At 63.3% G+C, this 24,987-nt stretch carries 18 protein-coding genes; 8 read left to right on the forward strand and 10 right to left on the reverse strand.

Annotated elements, in window-relative coordinates; translation table 11 throughout:
* Nucleotides 1-15: 15 nt before the first annotated feature.
* The 10 genes from garD to ACZ6YA_RS12935 all read right to left on the reverse strand — a co-directional run bounded on the left by garD (nucleotide 16) and on the right by ACZ6YA_RS12935 (nucleotide 10,979).
* Nucleotides 16-1,569, reverse strand: a complete 1,554-nt coding sequence (gene garD, locus ACZ6YA_RS12890) for a galactarate dehydratase (RefSeq protein ID WP_465897505.1) — start codon at nucleotides 1,567-1,569, stop codon at nucleotides 16-18.
* 75 nt (nucleotides 1,570-1,644) lie between these two features.
* The gene (locus tag ACZ6YA_RS12895) at nucleotides 1,645-3,009 is read right to left on the reverse strand and encodes an MFS transporter (protein ID WP_465897506.1); all 1,365 of its coding nucleotides are present in this window, start codon (nucleotides 3,007-3,009) and stop codon (nucleotides 1,645-1,647) included.
* A gap of 104 nt (nucleotides 3,010-3,113) precedes the next feature.
* Nucleotides 3,114-4,025, reverse strand: a complete 912-nt coding sequence (gene kdgD, locus ACZ6YA_RS12900; protein ID WP_465897507.1) for a 5-dehydro-4-deoxyglucarate dehydratase — start codon at nucleotides 4,023-4,025, stop codon at nucleotides 3,114-3,116.
* A 610-nt stretch (nucleotides 4,026-4,635) separates the two neighbouring features.
* On the reverse strand, nucleotides 4,636-5,445 hold the full coding sequence (locus ACZ6YA_RS12905) for a gamma-glutamyl-gamma-aminobutyrate hydrolase family protein (protein WP_465897508.1): 810 nt from the start codon (nucleotides 5,443-5,445) through the stop codon (nucleotides 4,636-4,638).
* Between the two features lie 301 nt (nucleotides 5,446-5,746).
* The gene (locus ACZ6YA_RS12910) at nucleotides 5,747-6,529 is read right to left on the reverse strand and encodes an amino acid ABC transporter ATP-binding protein (RefSeq protein WP_465897510.1); all 783 of its coding nucleotides are present in this window, start codon (nucleotides 6,527-6,529) and stop codon (nucleotides 5,747-5,749) included.
* A 22-nt stretch (nucleotides 6,530-6,551) separates the two neighbouring features.
* Nucleotides 6,552-7,796: an NAD(P)/FAD-dependent oxidoreductase gene (locus tag ACZ6YA_RS12915; protein ID WP_465897512.1), complete on the reverse strand. Its 1,245-nt coding sequence runs from the start codon at nucleotides 7,794-7,796 to the stop codon at nucleotides 6,552-6,554.
* 15 nt (nucleotides 7,797-7,811) lie between these two features.
* Nucleotides 7,812-8,522, reverse strand: a complete 711-nt coding sequence (locus ACZ6YA_RS12920; protein WP_465897514.1) for an ABC transporter permease — start codon at nucleotides 8,520-8,522, stop codon at nucleotides 7,812-7,814.
* Entirely contained in the window at nucleotides 8,519-9,238 is a 720-nt protein-coding gene (locus ACZ6YA_RS12925; protein ID WP_465897516.1) for an ABC transporter permease, read from the reverse strand. Before ACZ6YA_RS12925 ends, ACZ6YA_RS12920 begins: the two co-directional genes overlap by 4 nt.
* Before the next feature lie 103 nt (nucleotides 9,239-9,341).
* Nucleotides 9,342-10,094: a transporter substrate-binding domain-containing protein gene (locus tag ACZ6YA_RS12930; protein WP_465897517.1), complete on the reverse strand. Its 753-nt coding sequence runs from the start codon at nucleotides 10,092-10,094 to the stop codon at nucleotides 9,342-9,344.
* Nucleotides 10,095-10,115: 21 nt separating this feature from the next.
* A complete protein-coding gene (locus ACZ6YA_RS12935) occupies nucleotides 10,116-10,979 on the reverse strand; it encodes a MurR/RpiR family transcriptional regulator (RefSeq protein ID WP_465897518.1) in 864 nt (287 codons plus the stop codon).
* A 143-nt stretch (nucleotides 10,980-11,122) separates the two neighbouring features.
* On the opposite strand from ACZ6YA_RS12935, the gene ACZ6YA_RS12940 reads away from it, so the two are divergent.
* From ACZ6YA_RS12940 to ACZ6YA_RS12975, 8 genes are all read left to right on the forward strand, one after another.
* Nucleotides 11,123-12,151: an Ldh family oxidoreductase gene (locus ACZ6YA_RS12940; RefSeq protein ID WP_465897519.1), complete on the forward strand. Its 1,029-nt coding sequence runs from the start codon at nucleotides 11,123-11,125 to the stop codon at nucleotides 12,149-12,151.
* A 114-nt stretch (nucleotides 12,152-12,265) separates the two neighbouring features.
* The gene (locus ACZ6YA_RS12945; protein ID WP_465897520.1) at nucleotides 12,266-13,462 is read left to right on the forward strand and encodes an amino acid aminotransferase; all 1,197 of its coding nucleotides are present in this window, start codon (nucleotides 12,266-12,268) and stop codon (nucleotides 13,460-13,462) included.
* Between the two features lie 196 nt (nucleotides 13,463-13,658).
* The gene (locus ACZ6YA_RS12950; RefSeq protein WP_465897521.1) at nucleotides 13,659-14,939 is read left to right on the forward strand and encodes a serine/threonine transporter; all 1,281 of its coding nucleotides are present in this window, start codon (nucleotides 13,659-13,661) and stop codon (nucleotides 14,937-14,939) included.
* Nucleotides 14,940-15,107: 168 nt separating this feature from the next.
* Nucleotides 15,108-15,608 carry a thiol peroxidase gene (gene tpx / locus ACZ6YA_RS12955; protein ID WP_465897522.1) on the forward strand — a complete coding sequence of 167 codons (501 nt, stop codon included), beginning with the start codon at nucleotides 15,108-15,110 and terminating at the stop codon, nucleotides 15,606-15,608.
* Nucleotides 15,609-15,842: 234 nt separating this feature from the next.
* Nucleotides 15,843-17,132 carry an MdtA/MuxA family multidrug efflux RND transporter periplasmic adaptor subunit gene (locus tag ACZ6YA_RS12960; RefSeq protein WP_465897523.1) on the forward strand — a complete coding sequence of 430 codons (1,290 nt, stop codon included), beginning with the start codon at nucleotides 15,843-15,845 and terminating at the stop codon, nucleotides 17,130-17,132.
* The gene (locus tag ACZ6YA_RS12965; protein ID WP_465897524.1) at nucleotides 17,129-20,227 is read left to right on the forward strand and encodes an MdtB/MuxB family multidrug efflux RND transporter permease subunit; all 3,099 of its coding nucleotides are present in this window, start codon (nucleotides 17,129-17,131) and stop codon (nucleotides 20,225-20,227) included. The genes ACZ6YA_RS12960 and ACZ6YA_RS12965 overlap by 4 nt, the downstream gene beginning before the upstream one ends.
* Nucleotides 20,224-23,331 carry an efflux RND transporter permease subunit gene (locus ACZ6YA_RS12970; RefSeq protein ID WP_465897525.1) on the forward strand — a complete coding sequence of 1,036 codons (3,108 nt, stop codon included), beginning with the start codon at nucleotides 20,224-20,226 and terminating at the stop codon, nucleotides 23,329-23,331. Before ACZ6YA_RS12965 ends, ACZ6YA_RS12970 begins: the two co-directional genes overlap by 4 nt.
* Nucleotides 23,328-24,815: an efflux transporter outer membrane subunit gene (locus tag ACZ6YA_RS12975; RefSeq protein ID WP_465897526.1), complete on the forward strand. Its 1,488-nt coding sequence runs from the start codon at nucleotides 23,328-23,330 to the stop codon at nucleotides 24,813-24,815. The genes ACZ6YA_RS12970 and ACZ6YA_RS12975 overlap by 4 nt, the downstream gene beginning before the upstream one ends.
* Nucleotides 24,816-24,987 lie beyond the last annotated feature (172 nt).

The raw sequence follows: 24,987 nt of genomic DNA on the forward strand, positions 1-24,987 counted from the left end.
CCTGTAGGTGAGTAATCAGGTAATAGGTGCCGGATTGAACAGGGTGATGTCGTTGTGCAGGCGGTGCTGTTCGGCCCAGGTCTGTTTGCGGCCGCTGGCCACGTCCAGGTAGTAGTGGAACAGTTCCCAGCCGAGTTCCTCGATGCTCGAACGGCCGCTGGCGATGCGCCCGGCGTCGATGTCGATCAGGTCGGGCCAGCGCTGGGCCAGTTCGGTGCGGGTACAGACCTTGACCACGGGTGCCATGGCCAGGCCGTACGGAGTGCCGCGGCCGGTGGTGAAGACGTGCAGGTTCATGCCGGCGGCCAGTTGCAGGGTGCCGCAGACAAAGTCGCTGGCCGGTGTGGCGCAGAAGATCAAGCCTTTGCGCGCGACCCGCTCGCCTGGGCCAAGCACGCCCTGGATGGCGCCGCTGCCCGACTTGACGATCGAGCCGAGGGATTTTTCGACGATATTGGAAAGGCCGCCTTTCTTGTTGCCCGGTGTGGTGTTGGCGCTGCGGTCGGCCGCGCCTTGCTGCAGGTAGCGGTCGTACCAATCCATCTCGCGTATCAGGGCGTCGGCGACGTCCTGGTTTTCCGCGCGCGAGGTGAGCATGTAGATGGCGTCGCGTACTTCGGTCACTTCCGAGAACAGCACGGTAGCGCCGGCCCGTACCAGTAGGTCGGAGGCATAGCCCAGTGCCGGGTTGGCGGTGATGCCGGAGAAGGCGTCGCTGCCACCGCACTGCATGCCGAGGATCAGCTCGCTGGCCGGCACGGTTTCGCGGCGGCGCTGGTCGAGTTTCTGCAGGCGGGTTTCGGCCAGGCCCATGATCTGCTCGATCATCTCGGTAAAGCCAAGGCTGGCGTCCTGCAGGCGATACAGCCACGGTTCGCTGAGGTCCACCGAGGGGTCGTTGTCGTGCATCACCTGCCCGGCCTGCAGCTTTTCGCAGCCCAGGCTGATGACCAGCGCTTCGCCACCGAGGTTGGGGTTGCGCGCCAGGTTGCGCACGGTGCGGATCGGGATGTAAGCATCGCGGGCGTTGATCGCCACGCCGCAGCCATAGCTGTGGGTGAGGGCGACCACGTCGTCGACGTTGGGGTATTTAGGCAGCAGCTCGGCGCGGATGCGCTTGACCGCGTGCTCCAGCACGCCGGTCACACACTGCACGGTGGTGGTGATGCCGAGGATGTTGCGGGTGCCGACGGTGCCGTCGGCATTGCGGTAGCCTTCGAAGGTGAAGCCCTCAAGCGGCGGCAGGGGCGCTGGGACGGCATCGCAGCGCGGCAGGCTGTCCAGCTCGGGTGCCGATGGCATGGAAAGCTGGCTTTCCTGCACCCAGCTGCCCTGGCGCAGGTCTTCCAGGGCGTAGCCGATGACCTGGCCGTAGCGGCGCACCGGCTCACCTTTGGCGATCAGCACGGTGGCGACCTTGTGGCTTTGCGGCACGGCTTCGACCAGGGTCAGGCCGTCGGGGAAGCGGGCGCCTTCGCCCAGGCCACCGTCATTGACCACCACCACGACGTTATCGTCGTCGTGCAGGCGGACGTAGCGGGGCGAGTCGGAGTGTTCGATCAACTGCATGTTCAGGCCCTACTTGTGGGTTCTCAGGCTTTTGTACATCCGCCCGCACCGGTACCCCGGCGCGGGCGTGTTCACTCAGTGACGCGAGCTGGCCAGCTCGCCATTGGCGGCAGGCTCAGCCTGTGGCTTGGGGGCGTCTTCGCGCAGCTCGATCCGCTTGATCGGGCCGACGATCACCAGGTAGCTGAACACCGCCACCAGGGCGTTGGCACCCACGTACACCAGGGCCCACTTGAACGAGCCCGTGGCGCTGATGATGTAGCCGATGACGATCGGGGTAGTGATCGAGGCGATGTTGCCGAAGGTGTTGAACAGGCCACCGGACAGCCCGGCGATCTGCTTGGGCGAAGTGTCGGCGACCACGGCCCAACCCAATGCACCAATCCCTTTGCCGAAGAAGGCCAGGGTCATGAAGCCGACGACCATCCACTCGGCCTCGACGTAGTTGCAGAAGACCATGGTGGTCGACAGCAGCAGGCCACAGACGATCGGCAACTTGCGCGAGAAGGTCAGCGAATTGCCACGGCGCAGCAGCCAGTCCGACAGCACGCCACCCAATACCCCGCCAATGAAGCCGCAGATGGCCGGTAGCGAGGCGATGATGCCCGCCTTGAGGATGGTCATGCCACGCTCCTGCACCAGGTACACCGGGAACCAGGTGAGGAAGAAGTAGGTAATGGCGTTGATGCAATACTGGCCCAGGTACACGCCCAACAGCATGCGGCTGGTCAGCAGCTGCTTGATGTAGCCCCATTTCGGGCCGTCGTTGCCGCGCTTCTGGTCCATGTCCACCAGGCCGCCGTTCAGCTCGATGTGCTCGAGCTCTTGCGGGCTGATGCGCGGGTGCTGGCGTGGGTTGTAGATGGTCTTCAGCCACACGGCGGAGAAGATGATCCCCAGTGCACCCATGACCACGAACACGTGTTCCCAGCCGAAGCTGAACACGATCCAGCCCATGATCGGGGCGAACAGCGCGGTGGCGAAATATTGCGCCGAGTTGAAGATCGCCGAGGCCGTGCCACGTTCTGCGGTGGGGAACCAGGCCGCGACGATACGGGCGTTGCCCGGGAATGACGGGGCTTCGGCGAAACCGACCAGAAAGCGCAGAGTGAACAGGGTGACGACCGCCCAGGCGACTGGCAAGCCACCGACAAACCCTTGCAGCAGGGTGAACAGCGACCAGGTGAAGATGCTGAAGGCGTAGACGTTCTTGGAGCCGAAGCGGTCCAGCAGCCAGCCACCTGGAATCTGGCCGGCAACGTAAGCCCATCCAAAGGCGGAGAAGATATAACCGAGGGTTACGGCGTCAATGCCGAGGTCTTTCTGCAGGCTGGAGCCTGCGATGGCGATGGTGGCGCGGTCGGCATAGTTGATCGTGGTCACCAGGAACAGCATGAACAGGATCAGGTAGCGCACATGCGTCTTTTTAGTCGCTTGCATGCTGGCAGTACTCCCACTATTTATTTTTGTGCGGGCTCACGAATTGTATCCGGAGTGGGGGCTTCCCACTCCGGGTGCGGCAAGGGCAGGCCGCAGGGGTGCGCTTATTGCGGACCCATCTTGTCCATCAGAGCGGCGAGCATTTCGTATTCTTCAGCGGTCAGGTCGGTCAGCGGAGTACGCACCGGGCCTGCGTCATAACCGGCGATCTTGGCGCCAGCCTTGACGATGCTCACGGCGTAGCCGGCCTTGCGGTTGCGGATGTCCAGGTACGGCAGGAAGAAATCGTCGATCAGCTTGCCAACGGTGGCGTGATCGTCACGAGCGATGGCGTGGTAGAAGTCCATCGCGGTCTTCGGCACGAAGTTGAATACCGCAGAGGAATAAACCGGCACACCCAGGGCCTTGTAGGCCGCAGCATACACCTCGGCGGTCGGCAGGCCACCCAGGTAGCTGAAACGATCACCCAGGCGGCGACGGATCGACACCATCAGCTCGATGTCACCCAGGCCGTCCTTGTAGCCGATCAGGTTCGGGCAGCGTTCGGCGAGCTTTTCCAGCAGGTCGGCGTTCAGGCGGCAAACGTTGCGGTTGTACACCACCACACCGATGTTCACCGATTTGCACACGGCTTCGACGTGGGCGGCAACGCCGTCCTGGCTGGCTTCGGTCAGGTAGTGCGGGAGCAGCAGCAGGCCCTTGGCCCCCAGGCGCTCGGCTTCTTGCGCGTATTCGATGGCCTGGCGGGTGGAGCCGCCGACGCCGGCGAGGATCGGTACCGACTTGGCGCAAGTGTCGACCGCCGTCTTGATCACCTGGCTGTACTCGCTGGCGGCCAGGGAGAAGAACTCACCGGTGCCGCCGGCGGCGAACAGGGCGCTGGCGCCATACGGGGCGAGCCATTCCAGGCGCTTGATGTAGCCGGCCTGGTTGAAGTCGCCCTGGGCATTGAAGTCGGTGACCGGGAAAGACAGCAGGCCGTGGGAGAGGATGGATTTCAGTTCTTGTGGATTCATTGTTGTTGGCATCCTGTGGCGCTTGGGTGAAGGGTGGTGTGCTGCGATGGAGGTAAGTTATCGTACAACTGGTGCGATGACTAGTCCTCTTTGAGAAATTTTTGGGGTCTTGGGGTCTTGGGGTCTTGGGGTCTTGGGTGCTTGGCTGGGGTTCTGGGGGGATGCTGAAATCGAGCGCCGCCCGCGCGGCGCTTCGCGGGCAAGCCCGCTCCCACATTTGTTGCAACGTGCCATTGTCTGTGAGGTCATGGTTGCCAGCCTTGTTAGCATGTCGATACATCTGGGCTGGCGCGACGGCAGCCCCGCAATGTTGCGACGTGCGCCAAGGCGAACAACCATGGCCTGTCAGGCATAGGTACGTTGCAACAAATGTGGGAGCGGGCTTGCCCGCGAAGCGCCGCGCGGGCGGCGCTCGATCTGATAGGCGATAAACCTGTCAAGGCGAACACCTAAACAGTCATCGTATCTCTGAAGGAAAAAAACGATCGCGGAGACAGGCACAAGCCCGCCGCCCGCTCCCACGGGAAGTGTTCTGGGACCAGCAGAGGGTGACCGGGGAAGCGGGGGCGACCTTGCGCCGCCCCGCGATCAAAACTAACGAAGCTGAGGGTCAGGCGGCCTGTTGGCGCTTGATCTGGGACTTGCGCACCTGGGTGCGGCAGGCATCGCCGAAGGCCTGGAAGATCTTGATCGAGTCTGGGTTCTTCGCCGCTTGCCACTCCGGGTGCCACTGCACGGCGAACAGGAACGGCGAAATGCTCGGGCCATGAATCGCCTCGACCAGGCCGTCTTCAGCGTGGGCAATCGGTTCGAGGCCGGCACCCAGGTTCCGCAGGCCCTGGCCATGCAGCGAGTTGACGCGGATCTCATCGGTGCCGAGGGTATCGCGCAGCCAGCTGCCCGGCTTGATCTTCACGCCATGCACCTGGGCGTATTGCACTTCGACCGGGTCTTCCGGGTTTTCCCGGTGGTCGTTGAAGCCAGGCTCGGCGTAAACCTTCTGGTAGATGTCACCGCCCAGGGCCACGTTGATTTCCTGCATGCCACGGCAGACGCCAAAAATCGGCAGGCCACGCTTGAGGGCCGCTTTGACCAGCGGGATATCGAACAGGTCGCGGTTGATGTCCTGGCCTTTGCCCGGCGTCTGGTTTTCCTGCCCGTACAGGCTCGGCTCGATATTGCTGCCGGCACCGGTCAGGTATACGCCGTCGGCCATGTCCAGATAGGTCTCGAGGTCATCGACGCCACAGCAAGTGGGCACCAGGACCGGGACGCAATCGGCGAAGTCGACCAGCGGGGTGATGTATTTGTGGGTCATGACCTGATAGTCATGACCTTTGCGCTCTTGGCTGCCCATGGTCATCAGGACGACGGGTTTGCGCAGGGAAGGTTGCTTGTTGCCAATGTTGCTGTTGGACATATGTCACCTTATGACAGGTTCGACCTGTCGTTGTTGTGCAGGTGCACGGCCCGGGGCCTGATGTGCTACCTGAAGCCCCGAGCACTGCCGGCTCGTCAGAGGCGACGATTCCGGTCGGGGCTTGTAGATAGCTTGCCAGAGCCGTTCGATATGTCAAACGAGCAAAAAGGCGCTCAGGCGCCGAAATACGGGGGCTGAACCCATGCAAGCCTGAGCCGGCAAGGGTTTGACAGGGGGTCGGGTCAATAATATTTAACGATGCAGTTGGCTCATTGCAGCCGTGCAATGATGCGACCCCACGTCAGTGCAGAATCTGCGAAAGGAACGCCTTGGCCCGTGCCGTGCGCGGCTGATTGAAGAAAACGTGCGGCGGGGTGTCCTCGATGATCTGCCCGCCCTCAAGGAACAGAACCCGCTCGGCCACCTGCCGGGCAAAGCCCATTTCATGGGTGACACAGAGCATGGTCATGCCGGTGCCCGCCAGTTGCACCAGTACATCCAGCACCTCGGCGACCATTTCCGGGTCCAGCGCCGAAGTCGGTTCATCGAACAGCATGATCCGCGGCTTCATGCACAGCGCCCGGGCGATCGCCACACGTTGCTGCTGACCGCCGGACAGCTGGCTGGGGTATTTATGCGCCTGGCTCTCGATGCCGACCTTGCTCAAGTACATCCGCGCCCGCTCCTCGGCGTCTTTGCGTGACAGGCCGCGCACGCTGGTGGGCGCCAGCAGGCAGTTGTCGAGCACGCTCATGTGCGGGAACAGGTTGAAGTGCTGGAACACCATGCCGATTTCACTGCGCACTTGGCTGGCCTGCCGGGTGGTGGTGGCAAGGTCGATACCGGCCACCTGAACGCTGCCCTGTTCGGCGACTTCCAGGCGGTTGATGCAGCGGATCAGCGTGGATTTACCCGACCCGGACGGGCCGCACAGGACGATGCGCTCGCCCTCGCGCACCTGCAGGTCGATGCCGCGCAGCACATGGAAGGCGCCATAGTGCTTGTTCAGGCCCTCGATGCGGATCAGCACCGGGCGCGTGTCGGTTTCAGGGGCAAGGCTGGCAACGCTTAGGGGGGCGGTCATGTTGTTGTTCTCCCGCGTGGTTTCAGTCGAAACGTGCCGCGCTGTAAGGCGCAGGGTCGGTGAAGGGGCGCTCGCCGGTGAGCAATTCAGCCAGCAGGCGGCCGCTGACTGGGCCGAGGGTCAGGCCGTGATGGGCGTGGCCGAAGTTGAACCACAGGCCCTTGTGCCGCGGCGCAGGGCCGATCACCGGGCGCATGTCCGGCAGGCACGGGCGGCGGCCCAGCCAGGGTTTGTCGTCCAGGCGCTCGCCCAGCGCCGGGAACAGCTTGCGCGCCAGCGCTTCGCAGCGCTTGAGCTGGATTTCGTTGCCCGGCGCGTCGCTGGCGGCGAACTCGATGCCGGTGGTCAGGCGCACCCCGCGCGCCATTGGCGCCAGCACGTAGCCGCCCTCGGTATCGCAGATAGAATGCTGTAGGTGGGCGCCGCCGCGGGTGCCGTAATGCATGTGGTAGCCGCGTTTGATGCCCAGCGGGATCTGATAACCCAGGCGCTCGAAAATGTCGGTCGACTGCGGCCCTAGGCAGGCCACCACCTCGTCGGCGGTGATCGGCCCTCGTTGGCTGTCGACCCGCCATTGGCTGCCGACTTGACGCAGGCTCCGCGCATCGCCATGCAGGAACTGCCCGCCACGTCGGACGAACAGGGCGGCGTAGCCACGGGTAAGGGCACCGGGGTCGTTCACGGTTTTCGGGTCCAGCCAATGGATGCCGCCGACCACCGCACTGTCGAGCTGATGCTCGCGGCCTTGCAGTTGCCCGCGCTCCAGCAACTCGTACTGCAGGCCATAACGGGCCAGGCCCTTGACCTCGGCCTTGGCCTGCTCGAACCGCGCAGGGGCGCGGTACACCTCGATCCAGCCCTTGGCCTGCACCAGTCCTTCAAGGCCGGCGGCAGCGATCAGCGCGTCATGTTCCTCGACGCAGCGCTGCACCAGCGGCAGCATATCGGCGGCAGCAGCGGCCAGGCGCCCAGGCGCCGATTGCCGCCAGTAACGCAGCAGCCAGGGCGCGGCCTTGGGCAGGTGCAGCAGGCTGTAGCGCACGTCTGGTTGGCGGTTCAAGCCATAGCGCAACAGCGCGCCGAACTGCCGGGGAAAGGCATAGGGGATGACGCTGGAGCGCTCGATCAGCCCGGCATTGCCGTGGCTGGTACCGCTGCCGGGTTCGTCGCGGTCGATGAGGATCACCTGGCGCCCGCGTGCCTGCAGGTGCAACGCGGTGCTGACGCCGACGATACCGGCGCCGAGGACAAGGGTCTGGCAGTGCATGAATGTATCCTTCGGTCAGTTCAAGTGGCGGCCCAAGCGGGCCTCCAGGTGTTTCAGCAGGCGCCGAACAAGCTCGACGATCACCAGGTACAGCACTGCCGCCCACAGGTAGATCTGGAAGTCGAAGCTGCGGGAGAAAGCCAGCTTGGTCACGCCCATCAGGTCGTAAATGGTCACCAGTGAGGCAATGGCGCTGGCCTTGATCATCAGGATCAGCTCGTTGCCCAAAGGGCCGATGGCCACCAGCAGCGACTGCGGCAGGATCACCTTGAAAAACGTGGTCGAGCGCTTGAGGTTCAGTGCCCGCGCGGCTTCGTGCTGGCCGGGCGCAACGGCCATCAGGCTGCCGCGGAAGATCTCGGCCTGATACGCGGCGGTATTCAAGGTAAAGGCCAGCAAGGTGCACAGCCACGCGTCGCGGAAGAACCACCAGAGGCCGACGTCCTGCCAGAAGCTTTTGAGTGAACCCAGCCCGTAATAGAGCAGAAACAGCTGTGCCAGAAGAGGTGAGCCCCGGAAGATATAGATGTAGCCCGCCGCCAGGCGTTGCAACAACCGGTGGCGCGACATCCGCGCCAGGGCCAGCATCAGACCGAGCACGGCGCCCAGGCTGAAGGAAATCGCCACCAGCTTGGCGGTGACCAGCAAGCCATCGATGAATCGCGGCCCGTAGCGTTCCAGCAGGTCTGGGTCGAGCACCAGGGCCAGCAGTTGTTCGGCACTCATGCGCGTGCTCCTTGCAGGTGGCGATTGCTGCGCCGTTCGATATAGGCGAACACCCGCCCCGACAACGCCGAGAACAGCAGGTAGCCCAGGCAGGCCACGCCATAGAAGAACATTGGCTCCTTGGTCACGCTGACGGCCAGGTTGGTCTGGCGCATCAGGTCGACCAGCGAGATGGTCGATACCAGCGACGTGTCCTTGAGCAACGACAACCAGTTGTTGGAAAGCCCTGGCAGGGCAATGCGCGTCAGTTGTGGCAGCACCACCTTGAAGAACGCCGTGTGCTTGCCCAGGCCCAGCGCCGAGCAGGCCTCAAGCTGCCCTTTGGGCAAGGTCTTGAAGGCGGCCAGCCAGATCTCGCTGGAAAACGCGGCGAACACCAGGCTGAAGGCGAGCATGGCGGCGAGGAAGGTATTGATCAGGAACTCGCCTTGATAGCCCATCGCCGCCAACAGCTTCTGCGCGGCGATCTGGCAGCCGTAATAGATGATCAGCAAGGTCAGCAGCTCGGGCAGGCCCCGGAATACTGTTGAGAAGGTGGTCGCCCAAGCGCGCGGCAGGCGTTTGCGTGAACGCGCTGCGAGTGCCACTACCAGGCCCAGTGGCAGGCCGATGGGCAGGCAGGCCAGTGCCAGCGACACGGTTACCAGCGCGCCCGCCAGCAGCGCCTGGCCCCAACCGCCACTGGCGAAGGACAGCAAGGACAATTGATCGAGCATGACATATCCCTCGTATTAACTGAGCAAGCCCCCTGTAGGAGCGGCTTCAGCCGCGAACACCGGCAAAGCCGGTGCCATCCCCACATTGGCTGTCGCGCTCCCGTCAGTTATAGATATCGAAGTCGAAGTATTTGCTGGCGATCTTCTGGTAGGTGCCGTTGGCGACGATCGCTGTCAGCGCAGCATTCAGGCGTTGGCGCAACGCTTCATCGTCCTTGCGCACGGCGATGGCGGCGTCGGCCTTGGTCCCGGCCACATCGCCGAGCACTTTGCAGCAGTCCTGGCCGTTCTTGTTCATCCACTCGTGCAGCGGGAACTTGTCGGCGATCACCCCGTCCAGGCGACCGGCGGCGAGGTCCGCGTTGGCTTCGTCCATGGTCGGGTACAGCTTCACGTCGGCACCGGCCTTGGCATACACATCTTCGGCATAGATGGCCTGGGTCGAGGATGACTGGGCGCCCACGGTGTAGCCGTCGAAGCTGCTCTGTGCATCGCTGATCTTGCTGTCCTTGGCCACGGCAACGGTCAGCGGGGTGCGGTAGTAGTGATCGGTGAAGGCGATCTTCTTGCGCCGCTCCTCGGTGTCGATCATCGAGGCCACCACTGCGTCATACTTGCGCGCCATCAAGGCGGGGATGATGCCTTCCCAGTCCTGGGCAACCAGAGTGCACTCGACGTTCATCTGTGCGCACAGGGCATGGGTGATGTCGATGTCGAACCCATGCAACTGGTTATCGGCATCCACATAGTTGAAGGGTGGGTACGCGCCTTCGGTGGCAAAGCGCAGAGTTTCGGCGCTCGCGGCACCCGCCAGCAGCAGGGCACACGCACCCACCATCGTCATGGTCTTGTTCATCTCGCACCTCTTGCACTCTTGCTATTGTTGTTTGCCCGTCGTGTAGCCGACGAAGGCGTTATGTAGAGCGGCAGTCGCTTCCAAGCGTTTTTCAACATCAGGCCCGAGTTTCTTGCAGACCTCGTTGACCATCAGGTGCACCCACGACAGCATCGCCGAGGTGGACTCCCAGAACAGATTGAACTCGGTGGGGATGCGGAACACCTCGTCGGCGTTGGCATCGGCCCAGTCGCAGAAGGTGTCGGTCACCAGCGTGACCGGGATATTGGCCTCGCGTGCCTTCTGGCACAGCAGCAGGGCATGGCGGGAATAGCGTCGCGCCTCGAACACCACCAGGGCGCTGTTATCCGGGCGCCCGAGCAGCACTTCGCCGAAGTGCCCGGCGCTGCCATCGACTACCTGCACGCCATCGCGCAGGTAATGCAGCAGGTGAGCCATGCACTGGGCAATGCCGCGCTCGGTCTGAAAGCCGGCAATGAATACGCGTGGCTTGTCCGCCAGGCGCTGGGCAGCCTGGTGCCAGGCGTCGCTGCGGCTGTATTCATGCACCCGCACCAAGGCGGCGATTTCCAGCTCCAGGCTACCCGTGCGGCTGCTGTCGTCGTGCTGCTGGCGGTAATCTTGCAGGCGATCGCCCACCAGCCATGGTCCATCGCCCAAGTCGCTCTGCAGATCTTGCTTGAGCGCCTTGAGATGGGCATAACCGAGGGAACGGCAGAAACGTCCGACACTGGATTCGCTGACTCCCAGCTTTTCGGCAATGCTGGCGGAGGTCTGGAACGGCAGTTCGTGAAGGTTGGCAAGCATGTAGCTGGCGATCTTGTGGCCCGAAGCCGTGGCCCCTTGCAGGCTGTTTTCCAGGCGTTGCTTGATCGGTTGGCTCATGCTGCTGCTCCAGGCGAGGCGTGAAATAGAAAATGGATGTTTTCTGTCATTTCGTCAATATTTGACAGATAGCTGTCACATGCAGGAAAGTTTTTGTCGCTGCCCACGCTGTTGCCATTCCAATTCCAAGAAAGGAGCTTCAGATGTCTGCACCCTCTACCCATCCCACCGTGCGCATGCCGTTCGCCGAATTGCGGGGCCTGTTGCAAGCGATCTTCCAGCGTCATGGCTGCAGCGAGACGGTGGCTGGCGTGCTCGCCCACAACTGCGCCAGCGCCCAGCGCGACGGTGCCCACAGTCATGGGGTGTTTCGAATTCCCGGGTATGTGTCGACCCTGGCCAGTGGCTGGGTGAGCGGCCACGTGCAGCCGCACGTGACCGATGTGGCGACAGGGTATATCAGCGTCGACGCAGGTGGCGGCTTTGCCCAACCCGCTTTGGCGGCGGCGCGTGCATTGCTGGTGGAAAAGGCACGCAGCGCCGGCATTGCGGTGCTGGCGATCCACAACTCACACCACTTCGCCGCGCTGTGGCCGGATGTCGAGCCGTTCGCCGATGAAGGCCTGGTGGCGTTGAGCGTGGTCAACAGCATGACTTGCGTGGTGCCGCATGGCGCGTGCAAACCGCTGTTCGGCACCAACCCGATCGCTTTCGCCGCGCCGTGCGCGGGGCATGACCCAATCGTCTTCGACATGGCCACCAGCGCCATGGCCCATGGTGACGTACAGATTGCCGCACGGGCCGGCCAGCAGCTGCCTGAGGGCATGGGCGTGGACGCTGATGGCCAGCCGACCACCGACCCCAAGGCCATTCTCGAAGGTGGCGCGTTGCTGCCATTTGGCGGACACAAGGGCTCGGCGCTGTCGATGATGGTCGAGCTGCTGGCGGCGGCGCTGACGGGTGGGCATTTCTCTTGGGAGTTCGACTGGTCGAACCACCCAGGCGCGAAAACACCCTGGACCGGGCAGTTGATCATCGTCATTGATCCGAGCAAGGCCGAAGGCGATCGTTTTGCCGAGCGCAGTCAGGCCTTGGTCGAGCAGATGCAGAGCGTGGGCTTGACGCGCATGCCCGGTGAGCGACGTTACCGGGAGCGGGAAATTGCTGAGCGGGAAGGGGTGGCGTTGACCGAGCAGGAGCTGCAAGGCTTGAAGCAACTGCTTGGTTCATAGCGCTGTGCACGCTTGCATAGACAACCTGCACATCAGGTGATGTTCCTTGCCGCCGACTCCGGGTATCCTCAGGGCAGCCATTCCGAACTGTCCTGATCCAAGGAGCTGCACGCTGTGTTCAAACATGTCGATGCCTATGCCGGCGACCCGATCCTCTCGCTGATGGAAACCTTCAAGGCCGACCCGCGCGCCGACAAGGTCAACCTGAGTATCGGCCTGTATTACGATGAGGCCGGCGTGGTGCCGCAACTGGCGGCCGTGGATGCGGTTGAAAAACGCATCGCCGAGGTTGACCACGAAGCCTCGCTGTACCTGCCGATGGAAGGCCTGGCCAGCTATCGCCAGGCCATCCAGGCACTCCTGTTCGGTGCCGACCACCCGGCCGTGACCGGCAAGCGCGTGGCCACCGTGCAAACCGTTGGCGGCTCCGGCGCGCTCAAGGTGGGTGCCGACTTCCTCAAGCGCTACTTCCCGCAGTCCGAAGTCTGGGTCAGCAACCCGACCTGGGACAACCACCGCGCCATCTTCGAAGGTGCCGGGTTCAAGGTAAATACCTACCCTTACTTCGACCAGGCCACCCGTGGCGTCGATTTCGACGGCATGCTGACAACCCTGCAGGCCTTGCCGGCCAATAGCGTGGTACTGCTGCACCCGTGCTGCCACAACCCCACCGGTGCCGACCTGGCCCAGAATCAGTGGCAACAAGTGGTGGAAGTGGTCAAGGCGCGCCAGCTGATCCCGTTCCTCGACATCGCCTACCAAGGCTTTGCCGAAGGCCTGGTGGAAGACGCCTACGCCATCCGCGAAATGGCCCGCGCCGGCGTGCCGTGCCTGGTCAGCAACTCGTTCTCGAAAATCTTCTCGCTGTACGGCGAGCGGGTAGGGGGCCTGTCGGTGGTCTGCGACGATGAAGCCACCACCCAGAGCGTGCTCGGCCAGCTCAAGGCCACCGTGCGCCGCAACTACTCCAGCCCGCCCAACTTCGGCGCCCAGCTGGTGGCCGGCGTGCTGAGCGATGCGGCCCTTAATGCTCAGTGGGCGGCTGAAGTGGAAATCATGCGCAAGCGTATCCTCGACATGCGTCAGGCGCTGGTCGACGCGCTGGCTGTGCTGCTGCCGGGCCAGGACTTCCAGTTCTTCCTGCGCCAGCGCGGCATGTTCAGCTACACCGGTTTCAGCGTCGAGCAGGTGCGTCGCCTGCGTGACGAATTCGGTGTGTACCTGATCGACAGCGGCCGCGTGTGCATGTCCGGCCTGCGTCCGGCCAACCTGCAACAGGTTGCCGAAGCGTTCGCAGCGGTGCAGAAGTAACACCGCCGGGGCCGCTCTGCGGCCCCATTGGCGCAACCCTCTTGTAAAGACAAGTGCAACCGTCCCTCGGACGGGGCTTCGCAATCGCCCTCTTTCAGTGCACAATCGCGCCCCTCTTTTCTGGTTGGGGTGCGTGAAGCGTCTGTTTCGCCATTCCCAGCCCTGTTGCAGTCTTGCGAGTGGAGCTACACCCGGAATGAATGAGCAGGCCCCAAGCGTTGAACAACAATATGAACAATCAACTCCGGCAGCCCTGGGCAGTTGGGCGCGTCAAGACACCACCTGGATGCTGGGCCTATTCGGCACCGCCATCGGCGCAGGCACCTTGTTCCTGCCGATCAACGCCGGCCTAGGCGGTTTCTGGCCGCTGATGATCCTCGCCATACTGGCGTTCCCGATGACCTACTTCGCCCACCGAGGACTGACTCGCTTTGTACTGTCCGGTCGCAGTGGCGGCGACATCACCGAAGTGGTCGAAGAGCATTTCGGCATCAAGGCCGGTGCCCTGATCACCGTCCTGTACTTCTTCGCCATCTTCCCGATCCTGCTTATCTATAGCGTGGCGCTGACCAACACGGTCACCAGCTTCATGGAGCACCAACTGCACATGGTCCCGCCGCCGCGGGCGCTGCTGTCGTTCGTGCTGATCCTCGGCCTGCTGGCGATCGTTCGTTGCGGCGAGCAGGCCACGGTCAAGGTCATGAGCCTGCTGGTCTATCCGTTCATCGTCGCCCTGGCGCTGCTGGGCCTGTACCTGGTACCGCACTGGACCGGCGGTATCCTCGACAGCGCTACCCAGCTGCCAACGGGCTCGGCCTTCCTGCACACGGTGTGGCTGGCGATCCCGGTCATGGTGTTCTCGTTCAACCATTCGCCGATCATCTCGGCCTTTGCCGTTGACCAGAAGCGCCGTTACGGCGAGCACGCTGACGCGCGCAGCGGCCAGATCCTGGCCCGCGCCCACCTGTTGATGGTGGCCATGGTGCTGTTCTTCGTGTTCAGCTGCGTGCTGACCCTGGACAGCGCGCAATTGGCCGAAGCCAAGGCGCAGAACCTGTCGATCCTGTCGTACCTGGCCAACCACTTCAGCAATCCGACCATCGCCTTCGCCGCGCCGTTGATTGCCTTCATCGCCATCGCCAAGTCGTTCCTGGGCCACTACATCGGTGCCAGCGAAGGCCTCAAGGGCATCATCGCCAAGACCGGTGCACGCCCGGGCGCCAAGACGCTGGATCGCGTGGTCGCCGCACTGATGCTGGTGGTGTGCTGGATCGTCGCCACCCTCAACCCGAGCATCCTCGGCATGATCGAATCGCTCGGCGGCCCGATCATCGCCGTGCTGCTGTTCCTGATGCCGATGTACGCCATCCGCCGCGTGCCCTCGATGCGCAAGTACAGCGGTGCGCTGTCCAACGTGTTCGTGGTGGTGGTCGGCCTGGTCGCGCTGACCTCCGTGGTGTACGGCCTGCTGGGCTGATTCATTACCTGCTGTAGGAAGTGTCCGGGTTGCTTGTCGCCACCCGGGCATTTTTTTGTCCACAGGAATTGTCAGGCAATTGAACAATTTCACCGTACCCCATAGGCACCCGGCCGCCTTCATGCTTAACTCAGGGTCCTTTTCAAACCCCGCATAAGGATTTCGTCCATGGCTCAAGTGACTCTCAAAGGCAACCCGGTTCAGGTCAAAGGCGAACTGCCGAAGGCCGGTGCCCAGGCGCCTGCCTTCTCTCTGGTCGCTGGCAACCTGGCTGATACCTCGCTGAAGGACTTTGCCGGCAAGCGCAAGGTGCTGAACATCTTCCCGAGCGTCGACACCCCGACGTGCGCCACCTCCGTGCGCAAGTTCAACGCCCAGGCCAATGAACTGGCCAATACCGTGGTGCTGTGCATCTCCGCCGACCTGCCATTCGCCCAGGCGCGCTTCTGCGGTGCCGAAGGCCTGGAAAATGTACAAAACCTGTCGACCCTGCGTGGTCGCGAGTTCCTCGAAAGCTACGGCGTTGCCATCGCCGACGGCCCGCTGGCCGGCCTGGCCGCCCGCGCCGTGGTGGTGCTGGACGAAAACGACAAGGTGCTGCACAGCGAGCTGGTTGGCGAAATCGCCGAAGAGCCGAACTATGACGCGGCACTGGCTGTTTTGAAGTAAGGATTGCGTGGGGGAGGGGCCAGCACTGGCCACGGAACTCTCCACCTCCCCACCTCTCCAAGCAACACCCTGTAACGGCCCGGAACGCTTTCCGGGCCGTTTTCATTTAAAGTTCAGCCTTTTGGCAACGTCAGGCAATGGTAAACCTCTGGTAAAGGCCCTTTGCTAAAACGATGCCAGTGCTTATCGTTCACCCTTCCCAAGCCGTCATTCCGAACAAGGTTCGTTCAACCCATGCAAGCTTCTGTCTCCCGATCCCCCCGTCGCTGGCTCGTCGGCCTGTTGATCCTGCTGCTGGTGGCCTTGCTGGCCTGGTGGCTGTGGCCCGCCGCAACGCCTGCCCATAAAGAGGCTGGCGGGGGACGCCCGGGCAAAGGCATGGGCATGGGCGGACGCCCAGGCTTCGGTGGTTCCACCGAGGCGGTGCCGGTGCGTGTCGAGCCGGTACGGGTGGGTGACTTCCCGCTCTACTACAAGGCCCTGGGTACGGTCACCGCGACCAACACGGTCAACGTGCGCAGCCGGGTAGCCGGCGAGCTGGTGAAGATCCACTTCAAGGAAGGCCAGCAGGTCAAGGCCGGCGATTTGCTCGCCGAGATCGACCCGCGTTCCTATCGCATCGCCCTGCAGCAGGCCGAAGGCACCCTGGCACAGAACCAGGCGCAGCTGAAGAACGCCCAGGTCGACGTAGCGCGCTATAAGGGCTTGTATGCCGAAGACAGTATCGCCAAGCAGACGCTCGATACCGCCGAAGCCCAGGTGGCGCAGTTCCAGGGGCTGGTAAAAACCAACCAGGCCCAGGTCAACGACGCCCGCCTGAACCTCGACTTCACCCAGATCCGCGCACCCATCAACGGTCGCGTGGGCCTGCGCCAGCTCGACCTGGGCAACCTGGTGGCCGCCAACGACACCACCGCGCTGGTGGTCATCACCCAGACCGAACCGATCAGTGTCGCCTTCACCCTGCCGGAAACCGAGCTGAGCACCGTGCTCGAACGTTACCGCAGCGGCGCCAGCCTGCCGGTCGAGGCCTGGGACCGCAGCGAAAGCAAACTGCAGTCCAGCGGCGTGCTGGGCAGCATCGACAACCAGATCGACACCACCACCGGCACCCTGAAGTTCAAGGGCCGTTTCGAGAACAAGGACCTGGCCCTGTTCCCCAACCAGTTCGTCAACGTGCGCCTGCTGGCCGACACCCTCAAGCAGGTGGTCATGGCCCCCGCGGCGGCCATCCAGTTCGGTAATGACGGTACCTTCGCCTACGTGGTCAATGCCGAGAACACCGTCAACGTGCGCAAACTCAAGGTGGGCGCCAGTGACGGTGAAAACAGCGTAATCCTCGAAGGCCTCAACGCGGGTGACCGCCTGGTGCTCGAAGGCACCGACCGCCTGCGCGAAGGTACCAAAGTGGAGGTGGTAGACGACAGCTCGCAAGTACCAACCACCCCCGGCCAACACTTGCAGGGCCAGGACGCCAAAGGCTCGGTGCAATCCGGCGAAGCGGCAGGCAAGGCGGGCGCATGAACCTGTCGCGCCTGTTCATTCTCCGCCCGGTCGCCACCACGCTGAGCATGTTGGCCATTGTCCTGGCCGGCCTGATCGCCTACAAGCTGCTGCCGGTGTCGGCCTTGCCGCAGGTCGATTACCCGACCATCCGCGTCATGACCCTGTACCCAGGCGCCAGCCCGCAGGTGATGACCAGTGCCGTGACCGCGCCGCTTGAGCGCCAGTTCGGCCAGATGCCGGGTCTGACCCAAATGGCCTCGACCAGCTCCGGCGGCGCTTCGGTGCTGACACTGCGCTTCAATCTGGACATGAACATGGATGTTGCCGAGCAGCAGGTACAGGCGGCGATCAACGCCGCCAGCAACCTGCTGCCCAGCGACCTGCCGGCGCCCCCGGTGTACAACAAGGTCAACCCGGCCGATACGCCGGTGCTGACCCTGGCGATCTCCAGCAAGACCATGCCGTTGCCCAAGCTCAACGACCTGGTCGATACCCGCGTGGCGCAGAAGCTTGCGCAGATCGGCGGCGTGGGCATGGTCAGCATCGCCGGCGGCCAGCGCCAGGCCGTGCGGATCAAGGTCAACGTCGATGCGCTGGCCGCCAACGGCCTCAACCTGGATGACGTGCGCACCCTGATCGGCGCCTCCAACGTCAACCAGCCCAAGGGCAACTTCGATGGCCCGACCCGGGTGTCGATGCTCGACGCCAACGACCAGCTGCGCTCCCCAGAGGAATACGCCAATCTGATTCTGGCCTTTAACAACGGTGCGCCGTTGCGCCTGAAGGACGTCGCCGAAATCGTCGACGGCGCCGAGAACGAACGCCTGGCGGCTTGGGCCAACCAGAACCAGGCCGTATTGCTGAACATCCAGCGCCAACCGGGCGCCAACGTCATTGAAGTGGTCGACAGCATCAAAGCGTTGCTGCCGTCGATCACCGACAACCTGCCGGCCGGCCTCGACGTCTCGGTGCTGACCGACCGCACCCAGACCATTCGCGCCGCGGTCAAGGACGTGCAGCACGAGTTGCTGATCGCCATTGTGCTGGTGGTGATGGTCACCTTCGTTTTCCTGCGCCGCGTCAGCGCCACGATCATCCCGTCGATTGCCGTGCCATTGTCGCTGATCGGCACCTTCGGCGTGATGTACCTGGCCGGTTTCTCGATCAACAACCTGACGCTGATGGCGCTGACCATCGCCACCGGTTTCGTGGTCGACGATGCCATCGTCATGCTGGAGAACATCTCGCGGCATATCGAAGAGGGTGAAACGCCGATGCAGGCTGCGCTCAAGGGCGCCCGGCAGATTGGATTCACCCTGATCTCGCTGACCTTCTCGCTGATTGCCGTGCTGATCCCGCTACTGTTCATGGCCGACGTGGTCGGCCGCCTGTTCCGCGAATTTGCCATCACCCTGGCGGTGGCGATCCTGATTTCCCTGGTGGTGTCGCTGACCCTGACGCCAATGATGTGCGCGCGCTTGCTCAAGCGTGAGCCCAAGGAAGAGGAGCAAAGCCGCTTCTACCGCGCCAGTGGAGCCTGGATCGACTGGCTGATCGAACACTACGGCCGTGGCCTGCAGTGGGTACTCCGGCATCAGCCGCTGACCTTGCTGGTGGCCGTAGCCAGCCTGGGTTTGACCGTGGTGTTGTACATGGCGGTGCCCAAGGGCTTCTTCCCGGTGCAGGACACTGGGGTGATCCAAGGGATTTCCGAAGCCCCGCAATCGACCTCGTTCGCCGCCATGAGCGAACGCCAGCAGGCTTTGAGCAAGGTGATCCTGCAAGACCCGGCGGTGCAGAGCCTGTCGTCGTACATCGGTGTGGACGGTGACAATGCCACGCTCAACAGTGGCCGTTTACTGATCAACCTCAAACCCCACGGTGAGCGCGACGTGACCGCCGGTGAAGTGATCAGCCGCCTGCAACCGCAACTCGACAAACTGGTGGGTATCCGTCTGTTCATGCAGCCGGTGCAAGACCTGAGCATCGAGGACCGGGTAAGCCGCACCCAGTACCAGTTCAGCTTATCCTCGCCCGATGCTGACCTGCTCGCGCAGTGGAGCGGCAAATTGGTCAACGCGCTGCAACAGCGGCCGGAGCTTCAAGATGTGGCCAGCGATCTACAGGACCAGGGCCTGCAGGTGTACCTGGTAATCGACCGCGATATGGCCAGCCGTTTGGGCATCAACGTATCGCAGATCACCAACGCCCTGTACGACGCCTTTGGCCAGCGACAGATCTCGACCATCTATACCCAGGCCAGCCAATACCGCGTGGTGCTGCAGTCGCGCGATGCGGCGAGCATCGGCCCGCAGGCGCTGGAGTCGATCCACGTCAAGGCCAGTGATGGTGGCCAGGTACGCCTGTCGGCTCTGGCGCGCATCGAGCAGCGCCAGGCGCAGTTGGCGATCTCGCACATCGGCCAGTTCCCGGCGGTGATGATGTCGTTCAACCTGGCCCACGGCGCGTCCCTGGGCGAAGCCGTCAAGGTGATCGAGCAGGTGCAGCAGGACATCGGCATGCCGATCGGCGTGCAGACCAAGTTTCAAGGCGCCGCCGAGGCCTTCCAGGCATCGTTGTCGAGCACGCTGCTACTGATCCTCGCTGCCGTGGTGACCATGTACATCGTGCTCGGCGTGCTCTATGAGAGCTACATCCACCCGGTGACCATCCTCTCGACACTGCCATCAGCTGCGGTCGGCGCCTTGCTGGCGTTGATCATCAGCGGCAACGACCTGGGCATGATCGCCATCATCGGCATCATCCTGTTGATCGGCATCGTCAAGAAGAACGCGATCATGATGATCGACTTCGCCCTGGAGGCCGAACGCCACCAGGGCATGAGCCCACGGGACGCGATCTACCAGGCAGCATTGTTGCGCTTCCGGCCGATCCTGATGACCACCCTGGCGGCGTTGTTCGGCGCCGTGCCGCTGATGCTGGCTACAGGTTCTGGCGCAGAGCTGCGCCAGCCGCTGGGCCTGGTCATGGTGGGCGGCCTGCTGGTGAGCCAGGTACTGACCCTGTTCACCACCCCGGTCATCTACCTGTACTTCGACCGCCTGGCACGCCGCTGGCGCCCAGCCGCTGACGTGAAGCAGGCCGAGGCATGAACCTGTCCGGTCCTTTCATTCGCCGACCCGTGGCGACCATGCTGCTGAGCCTGGCGATCATGCTGCTCGGTGGCGTCAGCTTCAACCTGCTGCCAGTGGCACCGTTGCCGCAAATGGACTTCCCGGTGATCGTGGTGCAGGCCAGCCTGTCAGGTGCCAGCCCCGAGGTGATGGCCTCCACGGTGGCCACGCCGCTGGAGCGAAAGCTCGGCAGCATTGCCGGCGTCACCACCCTGACCAGCAGCTCCAACCAGGGTTCGACCCGGGTCATCATCGGCTTCGAGCAAGGCCGCGACATCGACGGTGCCGCGCGCGAAGTGCAGGCGGCCATCAATGCCACGCGCAACCTGCTGCCCAGCGGCATGCGCAGCATGCCCACCTACAAGAAGATCAACCCGGCGCAGGCACCGATCATGGTGCTCTCGCTGACTTCGGACGTGCTGCAGAAAGGCCAGCTCTATGACCTGGCCGACACCATCCTGTCGCAGAGCCTGGCCCAGGTGAGCGGGGTAGGCGAGGTGCAGATCGGCGGCAGTTCGCTGCCGGCGGTGCGCATCGCCGTCGAGCCACAACTGCTCAACCAGTACAGCCTGGCGCTGGATGACGTGCGCACCGCGGTGGCCAACGCCAACCAACGCCGGCCCATGGGTTTTGTCGAAGACAGCGAGCGCAACTGGCAAGTACGCGCCAACGACCAGCTGGAGAAAGCCAAGGACTACGAGCCGATCGTGATCCGCCAGCAGAACGGCACGATCCTGCGCCTATCCGACGTGGCAACCGTCACCGACGGCGTCGAGAACCGTTACAACAGCGGCTTCTTCAACGACCAGAGCGCGGTGCTGCTGGTGGTCAACCGCCAGACCGGCGCTAACATCATCGAAACGGTCGACCAGATCCACGCGCAGTTGCCGGCCCTGCAGTCGCTGCTGCCGGCCAGCGTGCAACTGAACGTGGCCATGGACCGCTCACCCGTGATCAAGGCCACCCTCGCGGAGGCCGAGCACACCCTGTTGATGGCCGTGGTGCTGGTGATCCTGGTGGTCTACCTGTTCCTTGGCAGCTTCCGCGCTTCCCTGATCCCAAGCTTGGCGGTACCGGTGTCGCTGGTGGGCACGTTCGCAGTGATGTACCTGTGCGGCTTTTCCCTGAACAACCTGTCGCTGATGGCGCTGATCCTCGCCACCGGCCTGGTGGTGGACGATGCCATCGTCGTGCTGGAGAACATCTCGCGGCACATCGAAGATGGCCAATCGCCCATGCGCGCCGCGTTCCTCGGGGCCAAGGAAGTCGGGTTCACTTTGTTGTCAATGAACGTTTCGCTGGTGGCGGTGTTCGTCTCGATCCTGTTCATGGGCGGCATCGTGCGCAACCTGTTCCAGGAGTTCTCGATCACCCTGGCGGCGGCGATCATCGTCTCGCTGGTGGTGTCGCTGACCCTCACGCCAATGCTCTGCGCCCGTTGGCTGAAGCCGCACCGCGCCGAGCAGACGCGCTTGCAGCGCTGGAGCGACAAGCTGCACAAACGCATGGTCGAGGGCTACGACCGCAGCCTGGGCTGGGCGCTACGCCACAAGCGAGTGACCTTGATCAGCCTGCTGGTGACCATCGGCATCAACATCGCCTTGTACGTGGTGGTGCCGAAAACGCTGATCCCGCAGCAGGACACCGGCCAGTTGATGGGCTTCATCCGCGGTGATGACGGCCTGTCGTTCAGCGTGATGCAGCCGAAGATGGAGATCTATCGCCGCGCCTTGCTGGCCGACCCGGCCGTGCAGAGCGTCGCCGGTTTCATCGGTGGTAACAGCGGTACCAACAACGCCATGGTACTGGTACGCCTGAAACCGATCAGCGAGCGCAAGATCGATGCGCAGAAAGTCATCGAGCGCTTGCGCAAGGAAATGCCGAAAGTGCCCGGAGGGCGGCTGTACCTGATGGCCGACCAGGACCTGCAACTGGGCGGCGGTGGCCGCGACCAGACCTCCTCGCAGTACCTGTACACCCTGCAGAGCGGTGACTTGGCGGCCCTGCGCCAATGGTTCCCCAAGGTAGTCGCGGCGCTGCGCGCATTGCCCGAACTGACCGCCATCGACGCCCGCGACGGTTCCGGCACCCAGCAAGTGACCTTGGTGGTCGACCGCGATCAGGCCAAGCGCCTGGGCATCGACATGAGCATGGTCACCACGGTGCTGAACAACGCCTACAGCCAGCGGCAGATTTCGACCATCTACGACAGCCTCAACCAGTACCAGGTGGTGCTGGAGATCAACCCCAAATACGCCTGGGACCCGAGCACTCTGGAGCAGGTACAGGTGATCACCAGCGACGGCGCCCGCGTGCCCCTGTCGACCATCGCTCGATACGAGAACAGCCTGGCCAACGACCGAGTCAGCCATGAGGGCCAGTTCGCGGCCGAGGACATCGCCTTCGACGTCGCCGAAGGCTACAGCCCGGACCAGGCCATGGCGGCCGTGGAGCGGGCGGTGGCCAAACTCGGCCTGCCCGAAGAAGTGATCGCCAAGCTTGGCGGCACCGCCGACGCCTTCGCCAAGACCCAGGAAGGGCAGCCGTTCATGATCCTCGGCGCGCTGGTGCTGGTGTACCTGGTGCTGGGCATTCTGTATGAGAGCTACATCCACCCATTGACGATTCTCTCGACTTTGCCGTCGGCGGGAGTCGGTGCCTTGCTCGCGCTTTACGTCACTGGCGGCGAATTCAGCTTGATCTCGCTGCTGGGGCTGTTCCTGCTCATCGGCGTGGTGAAGAAGAATGCCATCCTGATGATCGACCTGGCGCTGCAATTGGAGCGCCACCAGGGCATGACCCCGGAGGAGTCCATCCGCCGAGCCTGCCTGCTGCGTTTGCGGCCGATCCTGATGACCACCCTGGCAGCCATTCTCGGCGCCTTGCCGCTATTGCTCAGCCGTGCTGAAGGTGCAGAAATGCGCCAGCCGCTGGGCCTGACCATCATTGGTGGCCTGGTCGTCAGCCAGGTGCTGACCCTTTATACGACGCCGGTGGTGTACCTGTACCTCGACCGCCTGCGCCACCGATTCAACCATTGGCGCGGCGTGCGTACCGATGCCGCTCTGGAAACTCCGCTATGAACTTCGCCCAGACTCCACTCCACCGAGCCATGAAGCTGCTGACCCGCGGGCGCGGCTCGCGCCTGATTGGCGCCGGATTGTGCGTGGCGCTGCTCAGCGCCTGTACTCTGAGCCCGGACTACCAGCGCCCCGAGATGAGCACGCCTGCCCAGTTCAAGCAGGCCGAAGGCTGGACCCAGGCCAACCCGTCCGACGCCATCGCCCGTGGCGCCTGGTGGGAGGTTTACGGCGATGCCGGGCTCAATGCGCTGGTGGATGAACTCAACCGCAGCAACCAGACCGTTGCCCAATCGGCCGCCCAGTACCGACAGGCCCAGGCGCTGGTGCGCAGCAGCCGTGCCTCGCTGTTCCCCAGCCTGGACCTGACTGCCGGCAAGAACCGCTCGGCCCAAGGTACCGGCAGCTCCAGTTCGAGCCTGTCCAACAACAGCAGTGGTATTCGTAACACCTACAACGCGCAGCTTGGCGTGAGCTGGGAAATCGACCTGTGGGGCAAGCTTCGCGAGACCATGAACGCCAACGAGGCCAGCGCCGAAGCGAGCTTCGCCGACCTCGCCGCGATCCGCCTGAGCCAGCAGTCGGAGCTGGTGCAGAACTACCTGCAGTTGCGGGTGATCGACGAGCAGAAGCGCCTGCTGGAGGCGACCGTCGCCACCTACGAGCGTTCGCTGCGCATGACCGAGAACCAGTACCGCGCCGGGGTCTCCGGCCCCGACGCGGTGGCCCAGGCGCGCACCCAGCTCAAGAGCACCCAGGCCGACCTGATCGACCTGATCTGGCAGCGTGCCCAGTTTGAAAACGCCATTGCCGTGTTGCTGGGCAGGGCTCCCGCGGACTTCGCCCTGGCCGACAGCAAGACCATCCCAGGCTTGCCGCAAATCCCGGTCAGCCTGCCGTCACAGTTGCTCGAACGCCGTCCGGACATCGCCTCGGCCGAGCGCAACGTGATGGCGGCCAACGCCAACATTGGTGTCGCCCGTGCGGCTTACTTCCCAGACTTGAGCCTGAGCATGAGCGGTGGCTATTCCAGCAGCACCTTCAACAACTGGATTCAGTTGCCCAACCGCTACTGGTCGGTGGGGCCGCAACTGGCGTTGACCCTGTTCGATGCCGGCAAGCGCAGTGCCGAAGTGGACCGTACCGTCGCGGTCTATGACCAGACCGTGGCGCAGTATCGCCAGACCGTGCTCGATGGTTTCAAGGAAGTCGAGAATTACCTGGTGCAGCTCAAGGTATATGCCGATGAAGCCGTGGTGCGCCAGGAGGCGCTGGACGCCGCACGTGAATCACTGCGATTGACCGAGAACCAGTACCGTGCCGGGCTGATCGGCTACCTGGACGTGGTCAACGTGCAGGCCACCGCGCTGAGCAACGAGCGCAGTGTGCTGAACCTATTGCAGGGGCGGCTGGTCGCTAGCGTCCAGCTGATCGCTGCACTGGGCGGTGGATGGGAGGCCGAGCGGGCGTTCGCTGAGCAGGAGTGAAACCGACAAGTGGCTATTTGATGTCAGATGATGTGGCGAAGGCTCTGATACAGGGCTTTCGGCGCATTTCATAAGGCTTTGGATCCATTCCCATTCGCAAAAAAGCCCGTGCGTTTCGGCAACGCTTGAGTACAATCGTCAGCTTTTTCGGGCCTCCCTGTCCCGTCGCTGG

Source organism: Pseudomonas sp. NPDC090752, from assembly GCF_055584805.1.